The 16,794-nt window shown below is 56.4% G+C and carries 16 protein-coding genes and 1 riboswitch; of the genes, 6 read left to right on the top strand and 10 right to left on the bottom strand.

Annotated features, from left to right (window positions below):
- Positions 1 to 132 precede the first annotated feature (132 nt).
- The gene (locus tag FHW17_RS08875; protein WP_182509630.1) at positions 133 to 921 is read left to right on the top strand and encodes a TSUP family transporter; all 789 of its coding nucleotides are present in this window, start codon (positions 133 to 135) and stop codon (positions 919 to 921) included.
- On the opposite strand, the gene FHW17_RS08870 is transcribed toward FHW17_RS08875, so the two are convergent.
- From FHW17_RS08870 to FHW17_RS08845, 6 genes are all read right to left on the bottom strand, one after another.
- Positions 918 to 1,346: an EamA family transporter gene (locus FHW17_RS08870; RefSeq protein ID WP_182509629.1), complete on the bottom strand. Its 429-nt coding sequence runs from the start codon at positions 1,344 to 1,346 to the stop codon at positions 918 to 920. The genes FHW17_RS08875 and FHW17_RS08870 overlap by 4 nt on opposite strands.
- Complete coding sequence (cobO, locus tag FHW17_RS08865; RefSeq protein WP_182509628.1) at positions 1,346 to 1,984, bottom strand: cob(I)yrinic acid a,c-diamide adenosyltransferase; 639 nt, start codon at positions 1,982 to 1,984, stop codon at positions 1,346 to 1,348. The genes FHW17_RS08870 and cobO overlap by 1 nt, the downstream gene beginning before the upstream one ends.
- 26 nt (positions 1,985 to 2,010) lie before the next feature.
- Entirely contained in the window at positions 2,011 to 5,742 is a 3,732-nt protein-coding gene (cobN, locus tag FHW17_RS08860) for a cobaltochelatase subunit CobN (RefSeq protein WP_182509627.1), read from the bottom strand.
- Between the two features lie 18 nt (positions 5,743 to 5,760).
- On the bottom strand, positions 5,761 to 6,813 hold the full coding sequence (cobW, locus tag FHW17_RS08855) for a cobalamin biosynthesis protein CobW (RefSeq protein ID WP_113095645.1): 1,053 nt from the start codon (positions 6,811 to 6,813) through the stop codon (positions 5,761 to 5,763).
- A 4-nt stretch (positions 6,814 to 6,817) separates the two neighbouring features.
- A complete protein-coding gene (gene cobU / locus FHW17_RS08850; protein ID WP_113095654.1) occupies positions 6,818 to 7,342 on the bottom strand; it encodes a bifunctional adenosylcobinamide kinase/adenosylcobinamide-phosphate guanylyltransferase in 525 nt (174 codons plus the stop codon).
- A gap of 155 nt (positions 7,343 to 7,497) precedes the next feature.
- A riboswitch (cobalamin riboswitch) is annotated at positions 7,498 to 7,732 on the bottom strand.
- 408 nt (positions 7,733 to 8,140) lie between these two features.
- Positions 8,141 to 9,604, bottom strand: a complete 1,464-nt coding sequence (locus FHW17_RS08845) for a cobyric acid synthase (RefSeq protein WP_182509626.1) — start codon at positions 9,602 to 9,604, stop codon at positions 8,141 to 8,143.
- 130 nt (positions 9,605 to 9,734) lie between these two features.
- Between FHW17_RS08845 and FHW17_RS08840 the strand changes: the two genes are divergently transcribed.
- Both FHW17_RS08840 and mmsB read left to right on the top strand, forming a co-directional pair.
- Positions 9,735 to 10,889, top strand: coding sequence for an isobutyryl-CoA dehydrogenase (locus tag FHW17_RS08840; protein WP_182509678.1), 1,155 nt, complete (start codon positions 9,735 to 9,737; stop codon positions 10,887 to 10,889).
- Between the two features lie 40 nt (positions 10,890 to 10,929).
- Positions 10,930 to 11,856, top strand: a complete 927-nt coding sequence (gene mmsB / locus FHW17_RS08835; RefSeq protein WP_182509625.1) for a 3-hydroxyisobutyrate dehydrogenase — start codon at positions 10,930 to 10,932, stop codon at positions 11,854 to 11,856.
- A 284-nt stretch (positions 11,857 to 12,140) separates the two neighbouring features.
- Here the strand turns inward: mmsB and FHW17_RS08830 are convergent, their stop codons facing one another.
- The 4 genes from FHW17_RS08830 to FHW17_RS08815 all read right to left on the bottom strand — a co-directional run bounded on the left by FHW17_RS08830 (position 12,141) and on the right by FHW17_RS08815 (position 13,473).
- Entirely contained in the window at positions 12,141 to 12,278 is a 138-nt protein-coding gene (locus tag FHW17_RS08830; RefSeq protein WP_162700203.1) for a hypothetical protein, read from the bottom strand.
- Between the two features lie 219 nt (positions 12,279 to 12,497).
- Positions 12,498 to 12,845 carry a hypothetical protein gene (locus tag FHW17_RS08825; protein ID WP_182509624.1) on the bottom strand — a complete coding sequence of 116 codons (348 nt, stop codon included), beginning with the start codon at positions 12,843 to 12,845 and terminating at the stop codon, positions 12,498 to 12,500.
- Between the two features lie 2 nt (positions 12,846 to 12,847).
- Positions 12,848 to 13,261, bottom strand: a complete 414-nt coding sequence (locus FHW17_RS08820) for a carboxymuconolactone decarboxylase family protein (protein WP_112527403.1) — start codon at positions 13,259 to 13,261, stop codon at positions 12,848 to 12,850.
- Positions 13,258 to 13,473 carry a hypothetical protein gene (locus FHW17_RS08815; protein WP_162700205.1) on the bottom strand — a complete coding sequence of 72 codons (216 nt, stop codon included), beginning with the start codon at positions 13,471 to 13,473 and terminating at the stop codon, positions 13,258 to 13,260. Before FHW17_RS08815 ends, FHW17_RS08820 begins: the two co-directional genes overlap by 4 nt.
- Positions 13,474 to 13,713: 240 nt before the next feature.
- On the opposite strand from FHW17_RS08815, the gene FHW17_RS08810 reads away from it, so the two are divergent.
- The 3 genes from FHW17_RS08810 (at position 13,714) to FHW17_RS08800 (ending at position 16,787) form a co-directional block, all read left to right on the top strand.
- Entirely contained in the window at positions 13,714 to 14,715 is a 1,002-nt protein-coding gene (locus FHW17_RS08810) for an ABC transporter substrate-binding protein (RefSeq protein WP_091877717.1), read from the top strand.
- 121 nt (positions 14,716 to 14,836) lie between these two features.
- Positions 14,837 to 15,724: a proline/glycine betaine ABC transporter permease gene (locus FHW17_RS08805; RefSeq protein ID WP_112527405.1), complete on the top strand. Its 888-nt coding sequence runs from the start codon at positions 14,837 to 14,839 to the stop codon at positions 15,722 to 15,724.
- Positions 15,717 to 16,787 carry a glycine betaine/L-proline ABC transporter ATP-binding protein gene (locus FHW17_RS08800; RefSeq protein ID WP_112527407.1) on the top strand — a complete coding sequence of 357 codons (1,071 nt, stop codon included), beginning with the start codon at positions 15,717 to 15,719 and terminating at the stop codon, positions 16,785 to 16,787. Before FHW17_RS08805 ends, FHW17_RS08800 begins: the two co-directional genes overlap by 8 nt.
- Positions 16,788 to 16,794 lie beyond the last annotated feature (7 nt).

Below are 16,794 nucleotides of genomic sequence, written 5' to 3'. Positions count from 1 at the left end.
CATTGAATTCAAGTGCGCAAACAACACACCAGAACGCGATTCGCACAAGTGAATTGACAGAGCGCGCAAATGTTCTCGCCAAAATGGAATTTGTCTCTATGGTCCGGCGCATTCCCGCAAGAGTCTCCCGCCATGTCCGCCTTCTTCGACAATATCCCTTACATTCTCATCATTGCCGGCTTTGCCGCAGGTTTCATCGATTCGATTGCCGGTGGTGGCGGTTTGATCACCGTCCCGGCGCTGCTGCTATCGGGCATGTCGCCAGTGGAATCGCTCGGCACCAACAAGCTGCAATCACTGTTCGGGTCAGCCTCCGCCACCATCGCCTATGCGCAAAAGGGGCATGTGCATCTGAAATCACAGCTGCCCTCGGCGCTTATGTCCGGCCTTGGCGGTGTCGGCGGTGCTTTGCTTGCGGGTTTTCTGCCCGGTGATCTTTTGCGCGCTTTTCTGCCTGTCCTGCTGATTGCCATCGCGCTCTATTTTGCCCTGAAGCCCAATATGGGCGATATCGACCGCAGCCGGCGCATGGCGCCTTTTCTGTTCGGCGTGACAATTGTTCCGCTGATCGGCTTTTATGACGGCCTGTTCGGCCCCGGCACCGGCTCGTTCTTCATGCTGTGCTTCGTTTCACTGGCAGGCTACGGACTGCTCAAGGCAACGGCGCATACAAAGCTTCTCAACCTTGCTTCCAACCTTGGTGGCTTTGCCACTTTCGCCTTTCTTGGCGTGATCAACTGGAAGATCGGCCTGTGCATGGGCGTTGCCCAGTTCCTCGGCGCGCGGGTTGGCGCTGCCATGGCCATGAAGAACGGAGCAAAAATCATCAAGCCACTGTTGATTATCGTCTGTCTGGCTCTGGCGACCAAACTGCTGCTCGACCCCAGCAACCCGATCCGGGTGTGGATTACAACCCTCTAAAACCTGAAGCTGAGCAGGATAACACCCGCTGCTATCAGCACCACACCAAACCAGTTGAGCCCCGACAGCCTTTCGCCAAGAAAAGCCACACCGAAGATGGCCACCATCACGACCGAAAGCTTGTCGATCGGCGCAACCCTCGCCGCATCGCCAATCTTCAGGGCCCGGAAATAGGCAAGCCACGAGGCACCCGTTGCCAGCCCTGACAGGATCAGAAATGTCCATGTCTTTGCTGAAATGGTCGAAGGGGTCTGCCACTGGCCGCTAACGGTCAAAAACAGGCAAAGCGCGCCGATGATAACAAAGGTGCGGATCAGCGTAGCGAAATCCGAATTGATGTTCTCGATGCCCACCTTGGCAAAAATGGCTGTCAGAGCCGCAAACATGGCCGAAAGCAGTGCCCAGAATTGCCAGGTGCTTGTCATCAGAATTCAATGCCCTTCTGCGCTTTGATACCGGAACGGAACGGATGCTTGATCATTTCCATCTCGGTGACAAGGTCAGCAAACTCAATAAGTTCGTCCTTGGCATTCCGCCCGGTTATAATCACATGTTTCATATGCGGTTTCTGCCTGAGCACCTCGATGATTTCCTCAACAGGCAGATAGTCATAACGCAGCGCAATGTTCAGTTCATCACACAGGACAATGTCCGTTTTATCATCAAGGATCATGGTCTTGGCCTGTTCCCATGCATCTCTGGCCATGGCGATATCACGGGCGCGGTCCTGCGTTTCCCATGTAAAGCCCTCGCCCATGGCCGAGATCGTCACCTGCTCCGGAAATTTTTCCAGAACCCAGCGTTCGCCCGTATCCCATGAACCCTTGACGAACTGGATGACGCCAATCTTCATGCCGTGACCAAGCGCCCGGAACACGACGCCGAAACCCGCCGTCGACTTGCCCTTGCCCTTGCCGGTGTTGACAATGACGAGGCCTTTTTCATCTGTTTTGGTGGCAAGGATCTTGTCGCGCACGACCTTCTTCTTGCGCATCTTGTCGGCATGCCGCGCGTTGACTTCCTCTTCGGTCAGGTTCAACAATTTCTCTGATTTTTCAGCCATTTGGCACTTCCTTCCGAATCATTGTCTCAGGCGGCAAGCTTGCCGAGTTCAAATCGTGCCGAGTTGGAACGCGGCGTCCAGAAGCCGCGCTCTACGGCCTCTTCAAGCTTTTCCGCGATGTCCCGCAGGGCATGCGGGTTCTTGTCCTTCAGGAACGCCCGCACACCATCATCCATCAAAAACGCCTGATAGACAGCTTCAAAATGATGGTTGCGCACGGCGCCAGTCGTTGCCGCAAAGGCGAAGAGATAGTCGACCGTTGCCGCCATCTCGAAAGCGCCCTTATAGCCATGGCGCATCACACCGGCGATCCATTTCGGGTTGGTGACGCGCCCACGCACCGTGCGCCCGATTTCTTCCTCAAGCGTGCGGATAACGGGTTTTTCCGGGCGAGAATGGTCATTGTGATAAATGGTCGGGCGCTCGCCGGAAAGCTGTTCGACCGCCGCCGACATACCGCCCTCAAACTGGTAATAATCATCGGAGTCGAGCAGATCATGCTCGCGATTGTCCTGATTTTGCACCACCGCCTCAACAGTGCGCAAACGTTCTTCCAGCAGCCCGCGCTCCGCCTTGCCCTCTTCACCGGCGCCATAGGCATAACCGCCCCAGACAAGCCATGCTTCCGCAAGGTCGTCGCGCTTGTCCCATGCCTTTTCGTCAATCAGCGTCTGCAAGCCTGCGCCATAGGCACCGGGCTTCGAACCGAACACGCGAAAGCCAGCCCGTTGCCGTGCAGTTTTCTCATCGGCACCTTCGGCCACAAGCCGCGCCTGTTCATCCCGCATACGCTTGGCAATGGGATTGTCTTCCGCATCTTCCTGCAGAGCGCCAACAGCCCGCACCGCCTTGTCGAACAGTGCAATCTGGTCCGGAAAAGCATCGCGAAAAAAGCCTGAAATGCGCAAAGTCACATCAACACGCGGACGCCCAAGCATCGCAGGTGGAATAATTTCGTAGCCGGTGACGCGCCGCGACGCCATATCCCAGACGGGTTTCACCCCGATCAGCGCCAGTGCCTGCGCGATATCATCGCCGCCGGTGCGCATATTCGAGGTGCCCCATGCGGTGAGCCCCAATGAGGTCGGCCATTCGCCGTGGTCCTGCGTATAGCGGCGGATCAGAAGTTCGGCGGATTTCAGCCCGAGTTCCCATGCGGCAGGCGTTGGCACAGCGCGGCTATCGACGGAAAAGAAATTGCGCCCTGTCGGCAGGACATCAGGACGCCCACGCGTCGGCGCACCTGATGGACCCGGCGCAACAAAGCGTCCGGAAAGCGCAGTCATCAGCCCGGTCATCTCAGCTGCGCCGCAGGCCATGACAGCCGGATGCAGGTCTGTGCGAATGCCTTCCAGAACCGTTTGAGTCGCCTGCCAATCTTTGGGACAAGCGATTTCACCCGCCACCAGCCTTGCCGCCAGCAGTTCAATGCGCTCCACCGTATCACCAGCAATGCGCCAAGGCTCGTCAGTAACCACATTCAGAATGTCGGGCCGCTCCGCAGTCCACGGTGCTGCCATATCGCAATCAAGTGGATCGAAACCGGCAAAACCAAGATCGCCAGCAATGGCGCGTTGCAGGCTCTGGTCCGCCCCAACACCCGAACCGCGCGGCACACGCGCCAGTGCCACCACGAGATCAGTCAGCAGGCGCCCTTCCGGCGACAGCCCAAAAATGTGCAGACCATCACGAATCTGCATTTCTTTCAAATCGCAGAGATAGGCATCCAGCTTTTGCAGGGCGAGATCATCGGGATCGTGATCATGAATACCCGCATCGCTATCAAGTCCGATATCCCTGACCAGATGCAGGATTTGCACCTTCAGCCGTACCAGACGCCTCGGATCAACACCCGATGCCTCATAATATTCATCGACCAGCGCTTCCAGATCTTTCAGCGGCCCATAGCTTTCCGCCCGTGTCAGCGGCGGCGTCAGATGATCGATGATAACGGCAGAGGAACGGCGTTTTGCCTGTGTGCCCTCACCCGGATCATTGACGATGAACGGATAGATATGTGGCACGGGCCCGAGCACCGCCTCGGGAAAACAGGTCTCCGACAGCGCCAGCGATTTGCCCGGCAGCCATTCGAGATTGCCATGCTTGCCCACATGCACGATGGCATGGGCATCATAGACGGTGCGCAGATAAGCATAAAAGGCGAGATAGCCATGCGGCGGCACCAGATCCGGCGAATGATAGGTGTCCTTCGGATCGATATTGTAGCCGCGCGCTGGCTGGATACCGACGAGGACATCACCAAAGCGGCTCAATGGCAGCGCAAAGCCGCGCGCGTCATCAAGGAAAAACGGATCGTCCTTTGGCTCACCCCAGCGCGCCGTCACCTTCGCTTGAATCACATCGGGAAGCGCTTCAAAGAAGTTCTTGTATTGATTGAGGGAAATCGTCTCGCGAATGTCGCGTCCATCGCTGGCCGCGTTGGTGGGACCAGCCATCAGATGATTGATCAGCGCCTCGCCATCATCTGGCAGGTCGGCGACACCATAGCCCGCATCGCGCAGGGATTTCAGCACCTGCCATGTGCCCGCAGGCGTATCAAGGCCAACACCATTGCCCAGCCGCCCATCACGATTGGGATAATTTGCCATGACAAGCGCAACCCGCCGCGCCTGCGGCTTGCTTATGCGCAGACGCGCCCAATTTGATGCCAGTTCAGCCACAAATGCCACACGGTCAGCCTGCGGCTCATGCATGACGATATTGGCTTCCACAGCCTCATCAAAATGCTGTGCCGACTTGAACGAAACCGCGCGCGACAATACCCGGCCATCCACTTCAGGCAGGGCGACGTTCATGGCGAGATCACGCGCCGACAGGCCCTGATCGGACAGTCGCCACTGCTCGGCACTGGAGCCGGAGAAGATAACCTGCAGGACCATCGCACCATCATGCTCAAGCACGGTTGGCTTGCGCGCTGAACCCGGCGCAGACACGGCAAAGCCCGTGGCATTCAGCACCACCGCTGGCGGTGCTTCAGCGAAAATGCTCTCCAGCGTTGCAATGGAAACCGGATCTTTCAGGCTGGAGACAAACACCGGCAGTGGATTGAGGCCTTTGGCGCGCAATGCTTCCAGCAGTGCTTCAACCGGCTGCGTCTGCCCGCTCTGCACCAGCGCCCGGTAGAAACAGATCGCGGCAACTGGCGCGCCGTCCTGCCAACTCCTGCGCATTTCTTCCAGCGAAGGCGCTGGTTTCCCCGGCCACCACAGTCCCGCTTTCAGCAGGGGTGCAGCGTCCTGCGGCTTCTCGCTGGAATGGATCAGAGCGCTACAATAATCGAGAAAACGCTGCGCATTCTGCGCGCCACCTTCCAGCAGATAATGCCAGAGTGCGTCGCGATCATGCCGGGCAATGGTTGAAAACCGGTCGAGCCCCGGATCGGGCTTGTCATCCCCCGGCAGCACCGCAAGCTGCACCTTGTGATTGACGGCACAGGCATGCAGCGCTTCCAGACCATAGGGCCAGTAGCTTTCGCCGCCGATAACCCTGACCACGATCAGCTTGGCATGGCGCGCCGTCCGCTCCACATAGGCGTCGACAGACATCGGGTGCGACAGGCTCATCATATTGGCAAGGCGCAGCGACACCGCGCCATCGCCCTGCCGCCGTGCGGAGGCAAGGCTCGCCAGTTCCGTATCAGCAGCGGAAAGAAACAACACATCTCCCGGCGTCTGGCCAAGGTCGATAGCCTCGGTCCCTTCAGCAATGGTGCCTTTCTGGGCAAGCAGGAGATGCATTCAGTTTTCCAGCCTCAGTTAAACGGCCGCAGCAGTGACAGCGGATGTAATGGCATCATTGTCGATATCATGCAGACCGATAACGACGAGACGCGTCTGGCGCTCTTCACCCGGATTCCAGGCACGGTCAAAGTAATGCTCGATGCGCGTGCCGACAGCCTGCACCACCAGACGCATGGGCTTGCCGGGAACATCGGCAAAGCCTTTCAGGCGCAGAATGTCGTGATCGGCAATGACGGTCTTCAGCTTTTCAACAAAGCTCTTTGGTTCCGCAACCGGGCCTAGACCAACGACAAAACTCTCAAACTCATCATGATCATGCTCTTCACCCGCCTCATGCTCCATTTCATGGTGCGATTTGCGGTTGGCAATGTCCTGTTCCGTGCCAACGCCAAGCCCCAGCAGAAGCTCATTGCTAAGCTTGCCGAAGCTTGCCGAAACCATGTTGAGCGAGCGGGACGAGCGGCTCTGCACATCGCCGCGCACCCCATCAAGCTGCTTGTCATTGATAAGGTCTGTCTTGTTGAGCACAATCAGGTCGGCGGCGCGAATCTGGTCTTCGAACAGTTCTTCGAGCGGGCTGTCATGATCGAGTGATTCATCCTGAATGCGCTGGGCATCAACCTTGTCATGATCATCGGCAAAACGGCCTTCGGATACGGCAGAGGCGTCAATCACGGTAACAACACCATCAACCGTTACCTGCGTCTTGATTTCAGGCCAGTTGAACGCTGCAACCAGAGGCTGCGGAAGGGCGAGACCCGATGTCTCGATGACAATATGATCGGGGCGATCAGGACGATCAAGCAGCTTGGTCATGGTCGGAATGAAATCATCCGCCACTGTGCAGCAGATGCAGCCATTGTTCAGCTCGATCACATCCTCGTCGCGGCAGGCTTCGATACCGCAGCCCTTGAGCAGACCGCCATCGACGCCCAGATCGCCGAACTCATTGATGATAAGCGCGATACGCTTGCCATTGGCGTTTTCAAGCAGATTGCGGATCATCGTGGTTTTGCCCGAACCGAGAAAACCGGTGATGACTGTTGCTGGAATCTTTTGACCCTGCATATTCCTATCCCTTCATTGTGAGCGGCAGTCCGGCTGCCACGAAATAGACTGTTGCCGCAGCTTGCGCCACGGCCTGATGGAGACGTCCGGCATGGTCGCGAAAATCGCGCGCCATGCGGTTCTCCGGAACGATGCCGAGACCCACTTCGTTCGAGACCAGAACAATCGAACCTTGAAGTTTCGGCAGCGCTTCGACAAGCTGCCGCGTCTCAGCGGTAATATTGCGCTCATCCATCATCAGATTGGTGAGCCAGAGCGTCAGGCAGTCGACAAGAACAGCCTTGCCCTCGCCAGCCACCCCTTGCAGGGTATCCAGCAGATCAAGCGGCTCTTCTATGGTACGCCATAGTGAACCGCGCTGCTTTTTATGCAGGTCAATGCGTACAGACATTTCCTCATCCCACGCCCTGCCCGTTGCGACATAGATCGCGTCAAGGCCCGACGACTTGATCAGGCCTTCGGCAAAGCTGGATTTGCCCGAGCGGGCACCGCCGAGAATGAAAGTCACACCTGAATTGAGTTGAGGCATCGCCGCTATTGCAACCGCAACGATCCATCCATCAAAGGGAATGCGGGCGGGAAAACAAGCAAATGCGTCATACGAGCAGCCATAACAACCTCCGTGCTGGGCCTGAAGGGACATTACCCTTCGATTCTTGGGCAGGATTACCCCAAGCCTTTCCTGGGAAAGGCTCTATGACTGGCAGGTCTCCTGGCTCGCGGGTCACAGAATGAATGCCGCCTTCCCGGTTTCCCAGTGGCTGCCCTCTGCATATGCGTCAGGCTTTGCATTGATCCTCGCCGCTCTACAGTCGCGGGGTCGGCTGCGGTGGGACCGCCCTTCAGGGTACGGCCGTCGCATTCCCTTTTGATCCCTTGGCCTTCGACCAATATGGGAACCAATCATGGGCTGGACGTTATTCATCCCCCACGAGAAATGTCAATTGAATGTGTGCTGTTTGGTAAGAGAGTGGTAGGGTGGGTTCGTGGTTCGACAAGCTCACCATGAGGGAGAGGGATGATGCAAGGGAGTTTTATTCTGCCACGTTGCGGAGCTTGGCTCCCTACAACCCACCCATTTCCCTCATGGTGAGCTTGTCGAACCACGAACCACGCACCATCAACGTTCACCCCCCTCTGCCCTGTCGGGCATCTCCCCCACAAGGGGGGAGATCAGCTGACAGTGCCGCCTAGCACAATCTGAGAACCATGCCTGTTGTGCAAAGGCGTTTATGCCAATGTGATCTCCCCCCTTGTGGTGGTCCGAAGGACGGGCGAGCCACGGGTCTCGCCCCTCTGCCCTGTCGGGCTACCGGCGGTGTGAGCATCAATATCTGCCTGCAGCACATGCAAGCAACGCATCGACATCAATCAAATCCTCCAGCTGCCCCGCGATACTATCCAGCGCGGCATCCACACCCGCACGGTAATCAAACTCGTCAGCCGCAATACCCATCGACCCCAGCAGCGCCGCACGAAAGCGATCCGCGCCGAAAAGCCCGTGCAGATAGGTCCCAAACACCTTGCCGTCTTTCGATATCGCCCCATCATTCACACCATTGATACGGGCAACAGGGCTGGAACAATCCGGGCCCGTCGTCCGGCCCAGATGAATTTCATAACCGCTGAGCGGCAGATCGAACTGCAGTGAATGTGCCTCGACATTGCGCACGGTCTTTTCAGGTTCCATCACCGTATCGATCTCGAGATGCCCGAGCCCTTGGGTTTCCGTCACGTTGCCCTCGATGCCATCAGGGTCGCGCACCGTCCGGCCGAGCATCTGGAAACCGCCGCATATGCCAATGATATGCCCGCCGCGACGCCGGTGCAGGTCCAAATCCTTGTCCCAGCCATTTTCGCGAAACCGCAGCAAATCGCTGATTGTGGATTTGGAACCGGGAATAATCACCAGCCCCGCATCGGACGGCAGCCGCTCGCCACTGCGCACCATCACCACATCCACCTGCGGCTCGGCCATCAGCGGATCGAGATCGTCAAAATTGGCAATGCGATCAAGCACCGGCACCGCGATTTTGAGCGCCCGGCCCTCGCCCTTCGCCAGACGTTCCAGCACAACCGAATCTTCCGCCGGCAACCGTGCTGCATCTTTCAACCACGGCACGACGCCGAAAGAGGGCCAGCCGGTAAATTGGCTGATGGCTTTCAACCCGTCATCAAACAGCGAGACATCACCGCGAAACTTGTTGATGAGATAACCGATGATCATATCCCGATCTTGCCGTTGCAGGATCGCATGGGTCCCGACGATTGAGGCAATCACCCCACCCCGGTCGATATCGCCGACCAGCAGCACAGGCACGTTGGCGCGGGTGGCAAAGCCCATATTGGCGATATCCCCTGCCCTGAGGTTGATTTCCGCTGGCGAACCCGCCCCCTCGACGATCACAAGATCAGCGCCATCGCGCACAATATCCCATGACGCCATGACAGCATCGAGCAGCTGCGCCTTGAATTTCTGGTAATCGCGCCCCTTCGCCTGTCCCCAGACTTTGCCCTGCACGATGATCTGGCTGCCGGTCTCGGACTGCGGTTTCAAAAGCACGGGATTCATATGCACTGATGAGGGCACGCCGCAGGCGACGGCCTGCAACCATTGCGCCCGGCCAATCTCGCCGCCATCATCGCTGACAGCGGCATTATTCGACATATTCTGCGGTTTGAATGGCCGAACTTTTAATCCGCGATTGCGCGCAAGCCGGCAAAGTCCGGCCACCAGGACGGATTTCCCAACATCTGACCCTGTTCCCTGCAACATGATTGCGTGTGTCATGGGCTTTGAGTAGCGGATATGTCTTTCTCTTCCTAGCCCCCGTCAAAACGCATCTCTGTCGTTGCGCGGCCCCACGCTTGGGATAAACTGCGGCTAAGAGGAATACAGGGAGGTTATCATGGATGCGCTCGTGGATACGGCGTCCAGCCAGTTCGAACTCAATGAAGATCAGCTGGCAATTCAGGACATGGCCCGCGCCTTTGCCGCGGACCGCGTTGCACCCAACGCGCTTGCCTGGGACCGTGACAAGCATTTTCCAGCTGATGTCATCAGGGAAACCGGCCCGCTCGGCATGGGCGGCATCTATGTGAAGGAAGAGTTTGGCGGCTCGGGGCTCAAACGGCTCGATGCAGTGCTGATCTTTGAAGCGCTATCAGCCGCCTGCCCGGCCTTCTCCGCCTTCATATCGATCCACAACATGGCAACATGGATGATCGATCTCTACGGCAATGATGAACAGCGCCAGCGCTTTGTGCCGCATTTGACCTCGATGGAGTGGCTGGCAAGCTATTGCCTGACCGAACCCAATTCCGGCTCGGATGCCGCAGCGCTTAAAACCCGTGCGGTGCGCGATGGCGATCATTATGTGCTGAATGGTGCAAAACAGTTCATTTCAGGCGCAGGTGATACGGACCTTTATGTCACTATGGTGCGCACCGGCGAGGATGGCCCGAAGGGCATCTCGACGCTGATCATCCCGAAAGATGCGCCCGGCCTTTCCTTCGGTGCCAATGAGTACAAGATGGGCTGGAATGCCCAATCCACCCGGCAGGTGATTTTCGACAATTGCCGCGTGCCGGTGGCAAACCTGCTCGGTGCTGAGGGCGATGGCTTCAAGATTGCCATGGGCGGCCTTGATGGCGGACGCCTCAATATTGCCGCCTGCTCGCTTGGCGGTGCCCAGTCGGCACTCGACAAGGCAGTAACCTATGCGTCCGAGCGCAAGGCGTTCGGGAAGGCGATCAACCAGTTTCAGGCGCTGCAATTCAAGCTGGCGGATATGGAAACGGAACTTTCGGCGGCGCGCGTCCTGCTTTATACGGCGGCGTCAAAGCTTGACCGCAAGGCGCATGACGCTTCCAAATGGTCTGCCATGGCCAAGCGGTTCGTTACCGATACCGGCTTCAATGTTGCCAATGATGCGCTGCAAATCCATGGTGGCTATGGTTATCTGCACGATTACGGCGTGGAAAAGCTGGTGCGTGACCTGCGTGTCCACCAGATTCTCGAAGGCACCAATGAAATCATGCGGGTGATCATATCCCGCTCCATGATGGGCCGCTGAACCACGCCTTTCACATAACAATATCAGGGAGAATACCGCGATGACGACTGTCGCTTTTATCGGTCTTGGCCATATGGGCAATCCCATGGCCGCCAATCTGGTCAAGGCCGGGCACACGGTGCTGGGTTTTGATCTTCTGCCGGAAAATCTTGAAACTGCCAAAGCCAATGGCGTCACCATTGCGCCAAGCGCTGTCGCAGCTGTTGCCGATGCCGATGTCGTCATCACCATGTTGCCAGCCGGAAAACACGTCCTCTCCGTCTATGCGGAAATCGCCGGAAAGGCCAAAAAGGGCGCATTGTTCATCGATTCCTCGACAATCGATGTGGATTCGGCCCGTAAAGCCCATGCCATAGCCGGCGAAAGCGGATTGCTTTCAGTTGATGCCCCGGTTTCCGGCGGTATTGGTGGCGCAGCAGCGGGAACGCTGACATTCATGGCCGGTGGTTCCGGTGATGCCTTTGCCGCTGCCGAGCCAATCCTCAAGCCCATGGCTGGCCGTATCGTCCATTGCGGCGAACCGGGTGCCGGTCAAGCCGCCAAGATCTGCAACAACATGATCCTTGGCATTTCCATGATTGGCGTCAGCGAAGCCTTCACGCTGGCTGAAAAACTCGGCCTGTCGCATCAGGCACTGTTCGATGTTGCCTCCACCTCCTCGGGCCAGTGCTGGTCGCTGACCACCTATTGCCCGGTCCCCGGCCCTGTGCCGACATCGCCTGCCAATAACAGCTATAAGCCCGGCTTTGCCGCCGCGCTGATGTTGAAGGATTTGAAGCTTTCGCAGGAAGCCGCCAGAAGTGTCGGTGCTGCGACACCGCTCGGCCAGCATGCGGAAGAGATTTATGCTCAATTTGGCGCCGCCGGAAACGAAGGGTCGGACTTCTCCGGCATCATCAATTATCTGCGCGACGCCACGCGCGAAGACCGACAGGCAAAGAAAAGTCGGGAAATTTCCGAAATTTAGATTTGCTTAAGCTCTCGCTAACCTCGCGGTAACGATGTCCGGTTAAAACTTTGCATGGAGCAGACAAGACCCTGCCCCATGCTCCGGATAGGTACTGCGTACCGGAGCTGTAATTTCTGCCAGCGTATTGTACGGCAGAATGCCATGCGTAATTTGGCAAAAAACCGCACTGCTCCTTGTCGGACAGGGCGGTTTTTGACTTGGGTCTTCAGCAAAACCGGACAAAGAAAAACCGCCACCTCCGGGGAGGCAGCGGCTCTCTAAACGTTCTGACGTGTCAGAAATCAGCCAGCCGAACGGGTCCAGATAAAGGACACTGCGGAGGCGATGCCGCTCTTCAGATTGCTGGAAGGCGCATTGCGCTTTTCCGTAGCATTCCATGCAATGTGGACGCGGTTGTTGCGATTGAAGATGTAAAGCATTTGAGCACCCGATGGTAAAAACGTCTGTTGCCGCTCAAATGCGCTTTTTGCTTAAAGTTTGATCACGTTTTTTCGCCATAGCATGTCGCATTTACAGCAACCGATCATGCAAATATGCATGGCTGCTATGCTGAAACCACACCTCTACTGCCACAATTACGGGCATTCTGACTAAAACAGCAGCAAAATCAACGATGGCGCTGATAAAGCAGCCTTATTTCAGCTTTTGGCCACCAGACGCCTGTAATTGGCCCGCAGCGTTTTCCGTCCGGGATGGAGTGCCGCTTTTGTCGCTTTATCGATGGTCGCCTGTGCGATAGCCGCCGGGGACTTGCCGCTCCACACATCGAGCCAGAATGTTGCCGCCGAGTTCATCACCGACATCTGCGCTGCCACAACGCCATCGGTCATCGCGGCCAATTTTTCGGACACCGCCCGCGTTGACTCTGTTTTGGCGGACTTTTCCGTCAGCCCCTCCATCATCATCACGGGCAGGCGCATGGCAATCACCATTGATGCCATTTGCAGGTCATGCACAGGAGCACGGCTTTTAACGGGAGATTTCATCTTTAAGGCCTTTTGGGTTTGAACGCGGAATCGACCGGTGGTTTTAAACCATTGGCGAGCCGATTGGTTTCATTGGCCATGCCGACAACCGCCAGAAGTTCCATCAGCTGCGGATCGGTCATGCCCTTGGCGCGGGCAGAGGCCGTATGCGACCAGCTGCAATAGTCGCAATTATTGGTGGCGGAAACCGCGATATAGATCATCTCTTTGACCAGCGGGTCGAGAGCCCCCGGCGCCATCACTTCCTTGATACTCTCCCACGTGCGTTTCAGCAGCTTCGGATCATTCGCCAGCACTTTCCAGAAATTGTTGATCCAGTCGGTGCCGCGCGTTTTCATGATGTCGTCATACACCGCGCGCACCGCCTCATCAGCCTGTTCATACTCAATCATCGGAACAATGGTTTGGTCAGTCATGGTGCTTTCTCGCGCTCTTGAGCCTTGGGAAATACGCCCGGAAATAAGGGGCAGAAGAGGCCCAGACCCCAGATTGAGCCCGCCAGAACGAAAAAGTCCATTGGAATTCTTGCACAGGAAAATCCGCCGCTTAGAACCAGAAAAATCGGGAAAATACGTCCGGCGGTCAATGAAATGGTGAAGAAAAATCGCCTAAAGCGTTGATCTTTCATGAACTGACTTGTTACACTAGCCGTATGAACATTGTGACATCCACCTTCACAATTGATTTCCCGGCGTCGTTATATCGACAGGTGCTGTCGCGATATACCTCATTAATTGAACGAAACCATTGCATTCTGACGCGATAAGGATGCCAAATGGCACACAAACGGACAGCTGGGCAAAAGGCAGTGCCAAGTTAGATTCGTACCGGGTGAACGAACTGTCAAAACGAGTGGGAGACTAAACCTATGAAGAAGCTACTTGCTTCAACTTTATTGGCCGCAGGGTTTTTCGGCTTTGCCGGAGCCGCTTCGGCAGCAGAATGTGGTTCCGTTACCATTGCGAATATGAACTGGCCGTCCGCGGAAGCCTTGGCCAATCTGGACAAGCTTGTGCTCACCGAGGGCTATGGCTGCGATGCGGAACTGGTCGCTGGCGACACCGTTCCAACCTTCACATCGATGATCGAAAAGGGACAACCGGATGTCGCGCCGGAAGGCTGGCTCAATTCGGTGCGGGAACCGCTTGAAAAGGCAGTCAAGGAAAAGAAGCTGGTTTATGCCGCACCTGCCATTACCGAAGGCGGCACGGAAAGCTGGTGGATACCCAAATATTTCGCCGATGCACATCCTGACATCAAGACAATCGCCGATGCCATGAAGCATCCGGAGCTTTTCCCCTCACCTGAAGATCCCAAGAAGGGTGCGGTTTACAACTGTCCGTCAGGCTGGGCCTGCCAGATCACAACGACGAATTTTTACAAGGCCTATGAAGGCGACAAACACGGTTTCACCCTTGTTGACACGGGTTCCGCTGCTGGCCTCGACGGTTCTATTGCAAAAGCTTACGAGCGCAAGGAGCCATGGCTCGGCTATTACTGGGGCCCAACCGCCATTCTCGGCAAATATCCCATGGTCAAACTCGACAATGGCGTGCCATTTGATGAAAAGGAATGGCAGCGCTGCACCACCATTGCCGACTGTCCTGATCCAAAGCCGAATGGCTGGGCAAAATCCGACATCTATACGATCGTCACCACGAAATTTTCTGACAGGGCTGGACCCGCGTTCGACTATTTGAAGAAGCGTCAGCTCTCCACGGTCGAGTTTAACGCGCTTCTTGCCTGGATGGTCGACAATCAGGCCACCGGTGAAGATGGCGCAAAATATTACCTGAAGAACAACGAAGCCACCTGGTCAAAATGGGTTTCTCCGGAAGCCGCTGCAAAGATCAAGGCAGCCGTTCAATAACTGACTGAATTGATGCGGCGAAGACCCTCTTCGCCGCATCGCACCATCCCGAATGGGCCGAGCGTTATCGCGTTCGGTTGCGATGGTCATTTCATGACCCACAAAGAAGGGGGCGCAACATATGGATTGGTTCTATTCATTCCCGAAAATGAATGACGAGACACTCCGCAATTTGAAAAAAGCCATGGATGAAGGCTTCAAGGCTTTCACCCGCAGCTATGGCGATGTGATCGAGTCATTTTTCCAGCCGCTGCAATATTTTCTCATCCAGGCCGAGAAATTCATGACGTCGACACCGTGGCCGATCATGGTCCTGCTGATCGCCGGCATCGCCTGGATCGCCAGCCGCAACTGGAAGATCGTTGCCGGAACGGTCATCACTCTCCTCCTCATCGGCTATTTCGATATGTGGAGCGATGCGATGAAAACCATCGCGATGATTTTCGTCGGCACTGTCGTGTCCATCGTCGTCGGCATTCCCATCGGCATCGTCATGGCCCGCTCCGATACATTCCAGCGCATCGTCAATCCCATTCTTGACGTCATGCAGACCATGCCAAGCTTCGTCTATCTCATCCCCGTGGTCATGCTTCTCGGCATCGGCAAGGTTCCGGGCCTCATCGCGGTGGTGATCTACGCCATTCCGCCGATGATCCGCCTGACCAATCTCGGCATCCGGCTCGTCGACAAGGACGTGCTTGAAGCGGCTGACGCCTTTGGCTCCTCCAGCTGGCAGCGGCTCAAGAACGTGCAGATACCGCTTGCCCTTCCCACCATCATGGCCGGTATCAACCAGACCATCATGATGGCGCTTGCCATGGTGGTCATCGCCTCGATGATCGGTGTTCAGGGTCTCGGCCAGCCGGTTCTGCGGTCAGTCAACGGCCAGTTCTTCTCACTCGGACTTTTCAACGGTCTTGCCATTGTCGGCATTGCCATCATTTTTGACCGCGTCAGCCAGGCCTATGGCATGCGCCTTCAAAAGCACCAGGAGGTGGTTCATGGCTGATCGTTCCGTTCAGGGCGCCGGTATCCAGATCAAGAATCTCTACAAGATTTTTGGCCAGAAACCGGCAGCCTATGTCGAAGCCGTCAAAGGCGGCATGACCAAGACCGAGCTGAATGAAAAGCACAACCATGTGCTCGGCCTGCGCGATATCAATATTGATATGCCCGCCGGTTGCATTCAGGTGGTCATGGGCCTTTCGGGTTCTGGCAAATCAACACTGATCCGTCATATCAACCGGCTCATTGATCCGACTGTTGGCGAAGTCATCATCGACAAATCAGACGTCTGTAAAATGAACCAGAACGATCTGCGTGAGTTTCGCCGTCACAAGACGGCGATGGTTTTCCAGAAATTCGCGCTGCTCCCCCACCGCACGGTGCTCGACAATACCGTCTACGGCCTCGAAATTCAGGGATTGAGCCGCGCAAAGCAGGAAGAACAGGCCCGCCGCTGGATTGAGCGCGTTGGTCTGAAAGGCTTTGAGGACAATTATCCGAACCAGCTTTCCGGCGGTATGCAGCAGCGCGTCGGTCTTGCCCGTGCGCTCACCAATGACGCGCCGATCCTGTTGATGGACGAGGCTTTCTCGGCCCTTGATCCGCTGATCCGCATGGACATGCAGTCCGTGCTTCTGGATTTGCAGAAGGAAATCAAGAAAACCATCGTGTTCATCACCCATGATCTTGATGAGGCGCTGCGTCTTGGCGACCGCATTGCAATCTTACGGGATGGCGAGGTGGTTCAGCAGGGAACCGGACAGGATATTGTGCTGAAACCCGCCGACGAGTACATTTCCAGCTTCGTCAAGGAAGTAAACCGCGGCCGGGTCATCATGGTCGATACTATTTCCACCAAGGGCGACGGTGCTGGCAATACCAACGGCGTGACGGTGAAAACCGGCACAATCCTTGAGGAAGCCGCCAAGACCATGACGGATGCTAACCAGCAGCACGCAACGGTTGTCGATGAAAGCGGCAAACCACTGGGTGTCATCAGCATGAACAGCCTCATCCAGGCCATGGTTACACCCATCAGCCATTTGACCCATCAGGCTGCGGAGTAGCAACACT

This window comes from Phyllobacterium sp. P30BS-XVII (assembly GCF_014138335.1).
Classification (GTDB): domain Bacteria; phylum Pseudomonadota; class Alphaproteobacteria; order Rhizobiales; family Rhizobiaceae; genus Phyllobacterium; species Phyllobacterium meliloti.
Note: the sequence above shows the minus strand (reverse complement) of the source record. Positions and strands in the feature narration are given on the sequence as shown.

Bases quoted from the DNA above. Each gene is read 5' to 3' on its own strand.
- cobU (WP_113095654.1), bottom strand. From the start codon at position 7,342: ATGCCTCAACTCAATTCAGGTGTGACTTTCATTCTCGGCGGTGCCCGC.
- FHW17_RS08830 (WP_162700203.1), bottom strand. From the start codon at position 12,278: ATGCTTTACATCTTCAATCGCAACAACCGCGTCCACATTGCATGGAAT.
- cobO (WP_182509628.1), bottom strand. From the start codon at position 1,984: ATGGCTGAAAAATCAGAGAAATTGTTGAACCTGACCGAAGAGGAAGTC.
- FHW17_RS08805 (WP_112527405.1), top strand. From the start codon at position 14,837: ATGGATTGGTTCTATTCATTCCCGAAAATGAATGACGAGACACTCCGC.
- cobW (WP_113095645.1), bottom strand. From the start codon at position 6,813: ATGCAGGGTCAAAAGATTCCAGCAACAGTCATCACCGGTTTTCTCGGT.
- FHW17_RS08820 (WP_112527403.1), bottom strand. From the start codon at position 13,261: ATGACTGACCAAACCATTGTTCCGATGATTGAGTATGAACAGGCTGAT.
- FHW17_RS08800 (WP_112527407.1), top strand. From the start codon at position 15,717: ATGGCTGATCGTTCCGTTCAGGGCGCCGGTATCCAGATCAAGAATCTC.
- cobN (WP_182509627.1), bottom strand. From the start codon at position 5,742: ATGCATCTCCTGCTTGCCCAGAAAGGCACCATTGCTGAAGGGACCGAG.
- FHW17_RS08845 (WP_182509626.1), bottom strand. From the start codon at position 9,604: ATGACACACGCAATCATGTTGCAGGGAACAGGGTCAGATGTTGGGAAA.
- FHW17_RS08810 (WP_091877717.1), top strand. From the start codon at position 13,714: ATGAAGAAGCTACTTGCTTCAACTTTATTGGCCGCAGGGTTTTTCGGC.
- FHW17_RS08815 (WP_162700205.1), bottom strand. From the start codon at position 13,473: ATGAAAGATCAACGCTTTAGGCGATTTTTCTTCACCATTTCATTGACC.
- FHW17_RS08825 (WP_182509624.1), bottom strand. From the start codon at position 12,845: ATGAAATCTCCCGTTAAAAGCCGTGCTCCTGTGCATGACCTGCAAATG.
- mmsB (WP_182509625.1), top strand. From the start codon at position 10,930: ATGACGACTGTCGCTTTTATCGGTCTTGGCCATATGGGCAATCCCATG.
- FHW17_RS08875 (WP_182509630.1), top strand. From the start codon at position 133: ATGTCCGCCTTCTTCGACAATATCCCTTACATTCTCATCATTGCCGGC.
- FHW17_RS08870 (WP_182509629.1), bottom strand. From the start codon at position 1,346: ATGACAAGCACCTGGCAATTCTGGGCACTGCTTTCGGCCATGTTTGCG.